The 12,877-nt window shown below is 41.2% G+C and carries 12 protein-coding genes; 3 read left to right on the forward strand and 9 right to left on the reverse strand.

The features are described from left to right. Positions 1-9 precede the first annotated feature (9 nt). Positions 10-537, forward strand: a complete 528-nt coding sequence (locus H1R16_RS02900) for a DNA-3-methyladenine glycosylase (protein ID WP_181885744.1) — start codon at positions 10-12, stop codon at positions 535-537. 5 nt (positions 538-542) lie between these two features. Here H1R16_RS02900 and H1R16_RS02905 read toward each other — a convergent pair whose 3' ends face one another. The 3 genes from H1R16_RS02905 to H1R16_RS02915 all read right to left on the reverse strand — a co-directional run bounded on the left by H1R16_RS02905 (position 543) and on the right by H1R16_RS02915 (position 2,794). Further along, positions 543-1,457, reverse strand: coding sequence for a WG repeat-containing protein (locus H1R16_RS02905; RefSeq protein WP_181885743.1), 915 nt, complete (start codon positions 1,455-1,457; stop codon positions 543-545). 56 nt (positions 1,458-1,513) lie between these two features. Beyond that, the gene (locus H1R16_RS02910) at positions 1,514-2,446 is read right to left on the reverse strand and encodes a helix-turn-helix transcriptional regulator (protein ID WP_181885742.1); all 933 of its coding nucleotides are present in this window, start codon (positions 2,444-2,446) and stop codon (positions 1,514-1,516) included. A gap of 171 nt (positions 2,447-2,617) precedes the next feature. Continuing rightward, positions 2,618-2,794, reverse strand: a complete 177-nt coding sequence (locus H1R16_RS02915) for a hypothetical protein (RefSeq protein ID WP_181885741.1) — start codon at positions 2,792-2,794, stop codon at positions 2,618-2,620. A 114-nt stretch (positions 2,795-2,908) separates the two neighbouring features. Here H1R16_RS02915 and H1R16_RS02920 point away from each other — a divergent pair, with 114 nt between their 5' ends. After that, positions 2,909-3,415 carry a WG repeat-containing protein gene (locus H1R16_RS02920; RefSeq protein ID WP_181885740.1) on the forward strand — a complete coding sequence of 169 codons (507 nt, stop codon included), beginning with the start codon at positions 2,909-2,911 and terminating at the stop codon, positions 3,413-3,415. Further along, a complete protein-coding gene (locus tag H1R16_RS02925; protein WP_181885739.1) occupies positions 3,379-3,786 on the forward strand; it encodes a hypothetical protein in 408 nt (135 codons plus the stop codon). Before H1R16_RS02920 ends, H1R16_RS02925 begins: the two co-directional genes overlap by 37 nt. 199 nt (positions 3,787-3,985) lie before the next feature. Here the strand turns inward: H1R16_RS02925 and H1R16_RS02930 are convergent, their stop codons facing one another. The 6 genes from H1R16_RS02930 to H1R16_RS02955 form a co-directional block, all read right to left on the reverse strand. Next, entirely contained in the window at positions 3,986-4,300 is a 315-nt protein-coding gene (locus H1R16_RS02930) for a hypothetical protein (protein ID WP_181885738.1), read from the reverse strand. A gap of 14 nt (positions 4,301-4,314) precedes the next feature. Next, positions 4,315-4,761, reverse strand: a complete 447-nt coding sequence (locus H1R16_RS02935) for a hypothetical protein (protein ID WP_181885737.1) — start codon at positions 4,759-4,761, stop codon at positions 4,315-4,317. 101 nt (positions 4,762-4,862) lie between these two features. Then, positions 4,863-5,558: a M48 family metallopeptidase gene (locus tag H1R16_RS02940; RefSeq protein WP_181885736.1), complete on the reverse strand. Its 696-nt coding sequence runs from the start codon at positions 5,556-5,558 to the stop codon at positions 4,863-4,865. Next, positions 5,558-8,608, reverse strand: coding sequence for a type I restriction endonuclease subunit R (locus H1R16_RS02945; RefSeq protein WP_181885735.1), 3,051 nt, complete (start codon positions 8,606-8,608; stop codon positions 5,558-5,560). The genes H1R16_RS02940 and H1R16_RS02945 overlap by 1 nt, the downstream gene beginning before the upstream one ends. Continuing rightward, a complete protein-coding gene (locus H1R16_RS02950) occupies positions 8,601-11,078 on the reverse strand; it encodes a GmrSD restriction endonuclease domain-containing protein (protein ID WP_181885734.1) in 2,478 nt (825 codons plus the stop codon). The genes H1R16_RS02945 and H1R16_RS02950 overlap by 8 nt, the downstream gene beginning before the upstream one ends. Next, a complete protein-coding gene (locus tag H1R16_RS02955) occupies positions 11,065-12,861 on the reverse strand; it encodes a DUF262 domain-containing protein (protein WP_181885733.1) in 1,797 nt (598 codons plus the stop codon). The genes H1R16_RS02950 and H1R16_RS02955 overlap by 14 nt, the downstream gene beginning before the upstream one ends. Positions 12,862-12,877: the final 16 nt, after the last annotated feature.

Genomic DNA, 12,877 nt, shown 5'->3' on the forward strand with positions numbered 1-12,877 from the left:
ATTCTGCAAATGGCTAAACGCATTCCTAACTCCTATTTTCAAAAACATAGTGCAGTACATCTGGCACAGGCCCTCCTGGGTAAAACCCTGGTCCGTAAATTTCCGGACGGGCGCGAACTGCGTGCGCAGATCACGGAAACCGAAGCTTATTTCGGCAGCGACGATCTGGCAAGTCATGCCAGCAAAGGCCGGACCCCGCGCACGGAATTGATGTTTGGGGAAGGCGGCTTAGTCTATGTTTACCTGATATACGGGCGCTACTGGCTGCTGAACATCGTCACCGGAAAGGCCGGGCAGCCTGAAGCGGTGCTTATCCGCGGTCTTAGTACTGTAAGCGGACCGGGGCGAATCGGCAATCTGCTGGAACTCGATAAAAGCTTTTATGGCGAAGACCTGGCCACTTCGGAACGGCTGTGGATCGAAGACACTGTGATGGAAGGGCGTGTGAGCGCAGGTCCCCGTATCGGGGTAGATTATGCCGGTGAGATCTGGAAGAATATGCCGTGGCGGTTTGTGCTGGAGCCGGGAATTAGCTGAGGTGATTAATATGGCCAGGTGCCTTTGCCCCAAATGAGTTCATGACAGCTTTTGTGGAAAGCATCAATCCACTCCTCCTCTTTTATAGGTGGATCGAACGGTATTCGGTTACCTTCCATATCGGCTACAAAACTAAGGTAGTCAACGTCTGCAGCAGGATTTTCAAAGTGATTCAAAGAGATTTTTGCACGCCCGCTGGCGGGATTGAATACCTGTATGGGTGAATCAGATATAAAGGGATAAATCACTTTTCCGTCCCTGTTGATGATGCCATACTTTATTTTCTGGTAGCGGTGTCCTACATCCTTATAATTTTCAGAACTGTAACTCCCCAGAGAATCTATTTTATCTTTATCAAAATAAATCTCAAGCGCCTTTCCAACGGAAAAATTACCATCCAGAAGATGAAGATAATCCCATTTAAAATTCATTACCGTATTTTGCCCGTAATCAACCACTCCGAAGTACTCGCCTAATCGGACAGCAATGTGATGATCATTAAAGCCAGTAATATAATCATATACGAAAGGCAGTATTTCGTTTTGCTTTAAATCCATTAAACCCCATTTCCCGTTTAGGGATGCCGCCAAAACAGGATCACTTTTGTCAAAATCTCCGAACACTGTATCATAAATAAAAGGTATTACCGCATTATTATCACGGTCAAAAATACCATATTTCCCATTTTTGATCGCCCTGCAAAGACCGTTTTGGAAGTGCGGATAAAAAGTCAGATCATATTCATCCGGAATAACGAGATATCCATCGCGGTTGACGAAGCCCCAGCCACTATCGGTACTCACCCAGCCGTAGCCTTCCTCATCAAAATCGGTTACCTTGTCCCATTCTGTGTGATGTGGCACCTCATCGCCTGGGCTTGAGAAATCATTGACTTCCCAAGGATATATTTTTTTCATCATTTGAATTATCTTTAAAAATGGATTAAACTATAAATCTTTACTCATCGTGAGGATGATTACTCATAAAACGCAAGCATCTCCTGAATTTCTTTTTTAACCCCGTTACGGAAACCGGCCGGACTGATGACCCGTACGCGGTTACCATACGACAATACTTCCTGCTTGAAATCGTAAGTAGGATAAATGTTGAGACGGACTCGGAGTTCGGTTTCATCATCCTGAATAATTTCCTGCGAATGATGCAGCGGCAATGACTTGATATACTGGCCCTGATGGGCATCGAAACTCAGCACAATTTCCTCCAGTTTATGGTCATTTGGCGAAATAATTCCAAAAAGATTGCGGTACTCCTCCTTTACATCAAAACCGGTCCTTTGGAAAGTGGTTTTCTTAATCTCAAGACCGGAGATACGGTCCAGTCCATAGGCCTTCACAATTCCATTGGGCTGGGCTGAATCATTTTTGTCGGAATCCCGCGCCAAAAGATACCAGCGGTAACGGAATTCCTTAAGCGCATAAGGTTCCAGCACCCTGTCCTTTCCCTCCGATTCCGAAAAACTCTGATAGCGAAGGCTGATCAGCCGTCGGTTTATAATCGCGTGCACCAGGCCATGAAGGTGCTGCAAACCCCTGGACTTCCTGTCTTCGAAAAACATAATGTCGCTGCGGTCACGAGTCGCACGGTACGCCTGCACCAGCAAAAGGTTATCGAAGACGCTGTCCTGCGACTGCTCCAATTCCTCATCACCGATGAAGTACGCATTGTTCTTTCTGGAATAAGAAATATCAAATCCCATAATCTCGGAGATGGCTTTCTTATCGCGCTCAAAAGTTTTTTTACTGAACCTGAGTTCCGAACCCAGGTCTTTCGAAGCAAATTGCTTTTCAAGGTACGCCTCAATCTCCTCATAAGAAGCGCCGTTTTCTTTCCTTTCCCTTAACAGAACTTCAATCAGTTTTAGTCTCAGGATCTGTTCATTCTTTGCCATAATCTGTGTTTATTAAGCTGTAAATATACAGCAGCAAAACGACATTTTGAGACGGTTAACTTTTTACTTTTGTCTTTCCTCTTCCGTCGCTGTCATCCCGACGGAGGAGGGATCTCTTCCGACACCGTCGGAAGCCTTTTTGCCTTTTGCCTATTGCCTTGTATCTTTTAACTACACAATAGCCGCAACCAGAACTGAAGTAACCAACACTATAAAACCAACCGGAATGGCAATCAGCAGACTCTTATAAAAAGTCCTCAATATCTTTTCGCCAATTGAATACTCCAGCGCGCATGTAGGTTCGTCCTCAGGCACCCTTTCAAAGAAATGTGAAATCAGTTTGTTCATTTTGTTTTTATTCAAAGATAAAATCAGGTAACGCCGAAATGCGACCTTTAAAGAATTATATAAAGGCCTTTCTTTGGCCGGCAACTTTGCTATTATTGATAAAAAATGTCTGAAATGCAAACCCTTCAACTCCACCAGACTGAGCCTACCCCTATTTATTGCAACGAACACGGCCACAAACCTAACTGTTGGGAAGACCTTATTTATTTCGATGAATGCGGATACGGATTTGTTTATGTTGATGGCCTGGGAGGCTTCATTAACCCAAATGGAGAAGTTATCATTCCGCTCATTTATGACCATTTCGCAGTGTTTACTGACGTATACGCCAGGGTGAGGCAGAACGGAAAATGGGGACTGATAAGCCGCTCCAATAAAACGCTGATCCTTCTGGAGTATGACGACTGTAAGTTTCCGGCCGATGGAAAAGTAACCGCCGTAAAAGAAGGCAGGTACGGCATCCTCAGCCTGCGTAATGAAATCCTCCTGCCCTTTGACTATAATACATCAGCAACTTCAGCAATAAAGAAATCGCTATTTGCAGGAACGGCAAATACGGAGTCATCAACTGGCAGCAGGAAACAGTGCTGGATTTTGAGTATGAATATACTGAGATTGTAGGTGACGGTTATTGCATAGGCGAGGCAGAACCCTTGTTCTATCCTCCCTTTTTTGGTCACGACCAAGCCTTTCCGGCTGAAATGTTTAAGTTTTGTACACGAGCCCACCAAAAGATTGAATTCCGCCTTATTGTCCGTAACAAAAAGCAGATCCATCCATTTGTTTCCGATGTAAAAATCTGGAATTATAATCCACAAAACGGCAGGGCAGAAATATCGAGATACTGGAATACAGAAAACCTCAGCGAAGGCGAGCGCCATTTTTTCGCTGATCGTTCCGGAAAGCGAATTCCTGTTGAGTACGATTTACCGGCTGACAGCGATAGTTCAGAAATCCGCGAACGGATAGATAAGCTGATTTGGGTCCGTTAAATTACTTTGTAAACCAAGGTCAAATTACGACACGTTGAAAGAATCTTAGTTCTATAACACCAGCCCTGCGAACGAATGTAGGTTGTAAAAAGAAACCTTGTCAGGGTTTGAAACCCTGACAAGGTTAAGCCGGCTGGGACAAAAAAAGAAACCCACCGCCCGTTGGCAGATATCATTACAGCGTTCTGTGATTAACCTCCTAAATCTTACTGTTCAGGGTGTAAGCCAAAAACTTAGCTAACCGGTCTTTTGGGGTTTTCCGAACAAAGTGAATAATGAAAACAGCCAGCTCGCCCAGTTCCTCAGACGGCATCTCCTGCGAGTATTTGAGTTTATACAATTTCTGAAGGAAAGATTTAGTCAACGCAGGCGCCTCATCATTTTCTGTCCATATTGCTTCCAGCATAGCTTCTTCCTGGTTACGGGGGTAAAGATTGCCCTGGTTATTCAGATAGGACTCGAGCGATTCCGGGATATCATGTTGAGTTTGATTTGCCTTAAGTGTTCGCCTCATAATTCTTTAAACTTTTAACGGACTTCATCTCCATCATAATTAAGTCGGGTGCTGAATTTCTGCTGAATTGCCACCAATTCAAAGTAGTTCTCACGGTCTTTTCTTCGGGACAGTTCTTTCATTTCGGAATCAAATAACTCGTTAATTCCGTCCAGTATACGCTGAAAAACATCGCTGTTACAGAAATCCGGTTCGGTCCTGGGTAAAATAAACTCACTCAGTTCACCGAAGACCGATTCAACATTCAATTCTGCTTCAAGTTCCCGATGCCTGTCTGCCAAATTCTCTATGTCTGTTCTTAGTCCATCCAACACCAAGGTTACTGATTTCATCAGGTGATAATCCTGATCAGCTTCTGCCTTCTGCCTCCGGCTTTCCAGCTCGTTGAGGGTAAGAAGTGAATTCAGCAGTGCAGCTCTGGTTTCAAAAAGTTGAGGATTATACATCTTTGTTTTCATCATTTGTGAATTGCAAAGATGAAAGAGTTGAGGGACAAGGTATGGCGGTTATCAGGGCCAATTGAAAATTCTGCAAGTGGTGGAAAATTACTTTATTTATGTCATTACAATGGCAACTCATTCAGCACCTTTTTCTGCACCTGCCAGTTTGGATAATACTGATCCATCAACAGCACGAAACGCTTATTGTGATTACGCTCCATCAGATGTACCATTTCGTGAACCACTATGTATTCAAGGCATTCCAATGGCTTCTTCGCTAGCTCAATGTTAAACCAAAGTCTTCCGGAATCGGTGGCGCAGCTGCCCCACTTTGTTTTCATGGTTCGGATTTTAAACTCTGGAATATCAATATTCATTTGTCCACTATAAAATGCGGTGAATTCTACAATTTTTTTCCTGAGTTCACGACGGTAAAAGGAATACAGCGTTTTTCTGTTTAATGCGGCGTTATCAGGATCCGTAGTATACAGAAACAGCTTCTTTCCCTTAATTTCAACCTTATTCCGTGTGGCTGGAATGAGTTTGAGAAGATAACGGTTTCCGAAAAAGAAATGACTTTCCTGGGTGATAAAATCGCGCGGCTCCTCCCGCTCCTGGGTCAAAAACTTTTTCTGCTCTTTTTTAATCCAACCGAGTTTCGTAGCCGCATAAATCTTCACCTTCTCCAGATCATAGATCTCCGGCGATGAGATGGTCACATGACCATAAGGCGGATGCACACTCAGGTGAAGGTTCTTGATTGGCTTAAATTTCACCTCAATTTCTACGGAACCAATCTGCAGCAGCTCGGTCTTCATCAGTAATCTTCTTTGTGGGCTTCAATGATTTTGTAGATTTCCTCCACTTTGTTCACATCCTTAACAACCTCAAAAATGGCTTTTTTTACAAGTTTCTGCTTTGCAAGGTTTTCCCGGAATCCTTCCTGCTTGGCATACTGCACCGCACGGTCGCAGACCAATGCCAGTTCTTCGTTTTCGAGTGTGTGGTATAAGGCCACCTTACCTTTCGTGTCTATGGAAGTTGGTATATCGTCATGCTTCCCCTGGTTCACCTGACGGATAAGTTCCGCCATTTCTTTAAGGTATTCCTGATAGGATATGGTTTCCGCTTTCCGGCGCTCAATCAGTTCCTGCAAAAGCACCGACATCTGGTCGAAGTATTTTGGATCCAGAAGATGCTCCTCTACAATCTTGCTCCGCACATTATTTTCAATGGTCTCTGCCACTGCTTCCCTGTTTCCTTTTATTCCCAGCGGTAAAGTGTCAATGGCTTTATCCATATTGGTCTCTATCAGATCCAACAGCGAAATATCTTCAAAAGGTGAAATGTTCTCTGATTCTTCCGCTCTTATATAGGTATCAATCAGAAAACGCATATCAGCCTCGTACGCTTTCAGGTCAATGGTCTCACCACTGGCCTTTCTGATGATCTCGCGCAGACTCAGGTAATCCTCCATTTTCTGATGGAAGCGTTTAATTTCTGCCTCGCTGAATGAAGTATTCGCGAAATCAGCCTTTAGTCCGGCGTAGGCGCGGATGTACTCTACAATGGCTTTGTACAGCGCCATCCGTTTATATTCATTGGCTTTCAGGTCATCAGGATTCTCTGTGTTTCCGCAGAAATAATGGATATATTCCAGATCACTTTTTGGCGGTGAAACGTTTTCGCAGATGCTTTCCACTGTTTCCAGTGCAGTCATCAGACGGTCGGTAGCGATTTTAAGGCGGTCTTTCAGCTGCACTTCCACCTCATCTTTGGTAAAGCCTTCGGAATCGAGTTCTGAAGTATAGACATTAATGGCATCGGTCACATTACCAAAAAGTTCCATATAGTCCACGATATACCCATAATCTTTGTCCTCAGTATCCAGCCGGTTTACGCGGCAGATGGCCTGAAACAGCGTATGGTCCTGCATCTTCTTGTCGATGTAGATATAGGAGCACGGCGGCGCATCAAAACCCGTCAGCAGTTTGGATACTACGATAAGCAGTTTCATGCGGGCAGGTTCTTTTCTGAACTGCTCCTTGCTCTCCGTTTCATACGTTTCGGTCTTCGACTTATTACCGCTAGGGCTTACGTTTTTTAGCAACTCGGTGTAGGTATTGTAAATGTACTGGCGGTCGGTTTCATTGTCGGCACCTGTGTCTTCGAGCGAAACATCACTGGCATTCGGATTATAGGAAGTGATGATGGCACAGCGGTTTTTCAATTCCGTATTCAGGAAAAGATTGTAGTATTTACAGGCTTCATAAATACTTGACGCCACCAGAATAGCATTTCCCATCTGTGATTTAAGGCGGGGTTTTGTGGTGAAGTCCATGAGGATATCCGCTACGATTTTCTCCATGCGGCTTTTTGAACTGAGGACGTTCTGCATTGTTCCCCACTTTTTCTTCAGTTCATTTTTCTGGAAGTCGTTCAGTCCTGCAGTTTTCGCTTCGAACCACTGATCTACTTTGGTTTGCGAAGTCAGGTTCTGTTCGATGGACCGGCCTTCATACATGAGGTCTTTCACCACGCCGTCTTCTACCGCTTCATTGAATTTGTAAGTATGGATGTATCTGCCGAAGACTTCCATCGTAGTTTTCTTGTCTTGCTTCAATAGCGGTGTTCCCGTAAATCCGATGAAAACCGCATTGTGCAGCACCGCTTTCATCACCTGATTGAGTTTGCCGCTTTGGGTACGGTGACATTCATCGATGAAGACGAAGATTTCGCCCTGGGTCTGAACCGGATTCTCCTCCAGTTCTTTGATAAAAGCATCGAAATCGGTTTCGTTCCGGTTTCCGAATTTATGAATAAGGGAGCACACCAGCCGCGGACGCGAGGAGGTCAGAAAGTGCAGCAGTTCCCTGCCGGATTTGGTCTTGGCCACATCGGTTTCGCCGACGTCTTTGAAGACGCGTTCAATCTGATCATCCAGTTCGGTACGGTCGGTCAGGATCACGATGCGCGAGTTCGGCACATTCTCCAGAATCCATTTGCCGAGCATCACCATCATAAGCGATTTCCCGGAACCCTGGGTATGCCAGATAATTCCACCCTCTTTTCTCTTTACAAAGTCCTGCGAAGCCTTCAGCCCAAAATACTGGTGGGGCCGCGGCAACTTTTTAACGCCTGCATCAAAGACCACCCCGTTGTAGATCAGGTCGGTGAGTCTTTCCTTGTCGCAGAGTTTCTTCAGGTATTTGTCCAGTTTGTATCCTTCATTATCGTCTTCATCTTCCTTCCAGGCGAGATAATATTTTGCCTGTGTTTCAATGGTGCCGTAACGAAGACCCTGGGTATTGTTGCCGGCCATAATGAGCTGCACCGTAGTATAAAACCACTCGTTGAACAGCAGTTTCTGGTTGGAGATCGACTGGTTCACACTTTCCGCCACATCAGTGGTGCCGCGTTTTAGTTCCAACACCCCGACGGCGATTCCGTTGATGTAGAGCACGATATCCGGACGCCGTGTGTGTTCCCCTTTGGTGAGCGTCACTTCTTCCGCGATCCCGAATTCATTTTGCTCCCAGTTAAGCCAGTCGATAGGAAAGATCGTATCAAACTGCTCACCCAGTTCCGGTCTTGCCTTCACCCCATAGCGCAGCAGAGAATACATGGCCTTGTTGCGGGTGTAGATGTTCCCTGCGTTGGTCGTTGCCATGTCATACACTTCTTTTACCGCTTTGTCCGTCAGTGTTTCAGCGTAGCCTCTCTTGAGAAGGTTGCGCTCCAGGATTTCTCCCTCCACATTGCTGTTGTGTTCACGCTTTTCCCAGTTGCCGTAATAGACATAGCCCAGCTCATCTTTGAAAAGCTTGATAATTCGGTTTTGGGTAATGCGTTCGATGGGGTTAATCATGGTTCTGTTTTACAATAAAAGTATTCATTTTTTTTATCTGTTGATCCAGTTCAGGGTAAATGTTGCTTAAATCTTCAGGTGGAATTGTCTTTTCTTCACTGGTATCATCCTCCTTTAAAGTAATTTCAAAGACTTCAAAAACATGTGTTTTATAACCAAATCTTATGCGTAATAATGCTTCGTTGTGTTTCATTTCAATATAGCATCCCACATCTGAGCGCTGATGCTTGTAATCATTATCGTCGAGGGCAAAAAATTTTCTTAAATATTGATTGAACAAGATAGATGTACGCAATTCTCTATGGTTATGATTTATCTGCGATGAACCTAATAGACGTATATAATTTCCTCCCTCGTTGTACTTAATAAGACCTTGTGAACAGTATTGTAATTCTTCTGGATATTCCAACAATAATCTTCTCCAGTCATTTACTGAAGATTTCCGTTTCATAATAATATTTTCCAGATTTAGGTCAGACAGATTATCATTGATAAAACCCTTCAAAAATTCCGTCCCTTGTTCTATATTTTCATGATTAAAAACTTTACGCCAATTCTCATTCCTTTCACGCGCGTTTCCAAAGGCATTACGACATAGTAACCATCGGTCGGTCTCATGTCCTGGTATCCATTTTATTGATTTAGTTAAAAAAGCTCTGCTAATTAGAAACTGCATTTTAAGATTTTCCTCTGAGAATATTTTAGCCAATGCTTTAAAATATTTTCTAAAGCTTTCCAAATTGGGAACTCCCTCACTGGTACTCATGTCGATAAGAAAAGCAATCTGCCCATAAAAATATTTATTTTTTTCAGCTTCTACAAAATCGTCTTGCCAGTACACAAAATCAGATGAATTTTTTCTAACTTCCTCCCTCCTTTGAATTTCAGAAAAAAAGGCAATAAATTTCTCGTGCGTTAGATGATCTCTTGCTATCAAACATTTATCCCCAAAATCCACGATACTTTGAACCGCTTCAAAAAACCTTGACGGATCATCAATCGTAGAATTATACACGAGATTTCTGATAACACGTATCCAATCCCGGAACCGATCATCGTCATAACTTTCCCCTTTTTCGGATAAGATGTTGAAATAGTGTAAAACTGCAAAAACAAAAGTTCTGTCAGTAAGATTAAAACGATCTTTATTATCTGCCGAACTGTAAGTAAATCTATTAACAAGAATTTCGGAAAATGATTTAATCTCTTGAAAAAAAGTATCATTCCAGTATTTTAAAATTACAGTTTCAGCCTTGACAAAGTCTTTTGAAAGTAGAAATTTCAAAATATTGAAAATGAAATTCAAATACTCATTACTAATCAGTCTATTCTTTAAAAAAAAATCAAACTGCACTGTTTCATTACTATTCAAAACAGAGTAAATTTCTTTTTTCTTGTCCTCAAGTTTTTTTCTTGCTACTTCTACGTCCTCTTTCGGTGTTTTAAATGGAATTTTTTGTGAAATTACTTTGAATAGAATCATCTGCTTAAAGAAACTATAGAGAGACGCATCGGTATTTCCTTTATTATGTTTCCAAAAAAGGTCATACCAATCTGTATCTAGTTGTTCTTTCCAGTCTGACACGGACAACTTTATTGGATTCTTACATGTTTTGTCACGTTGGGAATTACTTTCCTCTACGGTTTCAATCAGCCAGGATTTGAATTTTTCAAAATCGGTTAAATCAAGTCCTGATGCATTCATTTTTATATATAGTATGTCATCAAGATCATGTTCTTCAATGTCAAGGTAATCAAAAGTAAGAATGCTTTCAGCTTCAAGATTTTTAAATATATTGTGAATGCTTTGTTCTAAATTATTGTTACTAATTTCACTTCTGAATTTCTCAAGCATTGATATCATGCTTGCTACTGTAGGATCTTCTTTCCATTCTTCAAAAAACCACGGCCTGTCTTCAATATATTGTGTGAAATCCTGATTCCAGTTTTCTTTTCTGAAATCGTTTTTGTTGTGGCGCAATGCGTCCAGAAAATCTCGCGACGTATTTCGTGTTTTATATAAAAAATTCATTAGCCATTCCGCATCATTTCGCACATAGACGTACACAAGGAAATGCAGCAGGAACAGTGTCGTCAAACGCTGTTGACCGTCGAAAGGCACAAAAGTATTTCTCTGCTCATCTTTTCTGCGGATTTCCCGGCTTAGTACAAATCCGTTTTGTCCTGCAAATTGTGAAACGGTCTCCAATAGCATCTCAAGATTTTCACGATTTTTTTCTACAGTATCCGCTTCGTCATCATTCACTTTCTTACCATAAACAAAACTCAGTAAAATTTCTGCAGGATTTTCTTTTCGCAGTTCAGAAACAAGAAAAGTTGCAAAGTCTTTTCCTATAGTTTCTGCTTTTTTATTTTTGCTATTTCCCTGAACGTAATCGCGCTGCAATACCGGAATTTCCACTGTGCATTCGTCCAGTAATTCTTTAAATGTATATTTATTTGCACCCATTTAAAATCATTTTTACATTTTCAGCATAATGCTCCATATCATTCTCACTCCAATACTCGTTTTGGAGTGTGTCTTTGGAAGTATGTCTTTTAAGGAAACAGTTAGTAGTTCCATAAGGAACATAATTTTTTTCAAGTTCCAGTCTTTTATTTTCTTCGGTTACTTTTACTATTTTTAGCACAGCATCGCGTTTATCGCGGAAAACACCATTCCCTATTCTGCTGTTTGTTCCTTTATCTAACAGAGCAAGATTTCCAATTGAATGGACCCTGGTTTCATTTTCTACACTGTCTCGTATTTCCCGTACTTTCTCTCTAAGTTTTTCTGTATACGATGTGTACTCAAAGAAGTTTTCGAGCAAATTATTGATAATATTAATAATTGGTAATGCTGCGTTTTCATCTAATTCTGTTTTGTCCTTGTTGGACAGAATTTTGAGAGTATCTTCCAACCAGAATTTTAAATCGTCTAATGATTTAAAATCTTGGGGGTTTTGGGGATGAATGTGTTCTAGGCTCCACGATTCATTCACATACTTATCAAATGGAAATTTTTGTCCTGGAAAGTCCTTTTCATGTAGCAGAATATTGTACAACATTAAAATATTTCTGCACGCCACGCGGTTCTTTTTGTAATTAATTGCGTCGGAATTATTTATTTTGATATAATCAAGAACCATTTCATTTAAATAGTTATAAAACTCCGATTTCGGTTTATTGTGGTATTCTTTCAAATATGTATTGGCAATTTCATAAAAACTGTTCAACCCTGAATTCACCAAAAAACCAATGCGATGATAGTATTTTTCATGATTGTACCATTCTTTTGTTTTCTGAAAAATATCGACTATTTTTTGCCACTCCAACGCCGTCTTCTTCTCAGCATATTTTAGATAAGAAGTGTATATATTCTCGTCAGGACTTTCGGTAACGATATCAAACAGCAGCCCTATTCTTGTGAGATATTTTTCTTCCGTTCCGCTGGTAATAAAAAACCATAGCGAATCATTATTCAGATTTCGTTCAATCAAGTTCCACTGATTGGAAAACTCTGTTTTATTCTGATTTCTTTGTGCTATATTTTCTTTTCCATTCTGAAAATTGAGAACGAAAAGAGCACGTATTAAGTCTGCTGACGTTAATCTAATTTTTCCGCTGTTCAAATCGCGGAAAAGTTTTTTGGCATTTGAAGTTTCGTTAACTAATACGGGATACCAAATTACTTTAAGATCATGAAGAAGCTTTGAATGAAATTCATTCAGAAAATCCCTACCAGACTTATGTTTATCGTGCAGCCATTGTGCAGTATTCTGATAGGCGGAGAAAATATTGTAATTATCAACATTTTTTTGATCCTCTGGCAGTAGATTCCATTGTTTATCAATTTGACTCTCATCAAAAACAAGATCATGTATATTAATATTTTTTAGAAATGCGATACATGATATTCTTGTCGCATATTCTATCTGCAATGGCGTCCTTGAAACACCCATTTTTTCAAGTACTTTCAGAATAATGAAAACTGTAGTAATGCGCTGCTGTCCGTCAATAACTTCGTACTTTTCATTATTTTGCAAATCCCGCGCAACCATGACTGGCTGTAAACAATATGTTTTACCAGCTGGATTTTCTGCAATATCTTTTAATAATTGTAATACATGTATTTTTTGCCATCGGTAACCACGCTGATAATCTGCAATGTAATATATAATACTGGGACATCGTTTTTCGATATCTGAGAGACTTAGCAATTCCGAAATTTCTAAATTATTTTCTATGGTCATTCCTTTATTTTTATTT

It is taken from the genome of Marnyiella aurantia, from assembly GCF_014041915.1.
In the GTDB taxonomy this organism is placed as follows: Bacteria; Bacteroidota; Bacteroidia; order Flavobacteriales; family Weeksellaceae; genus Marnyiella; species Marnyiella aurantia.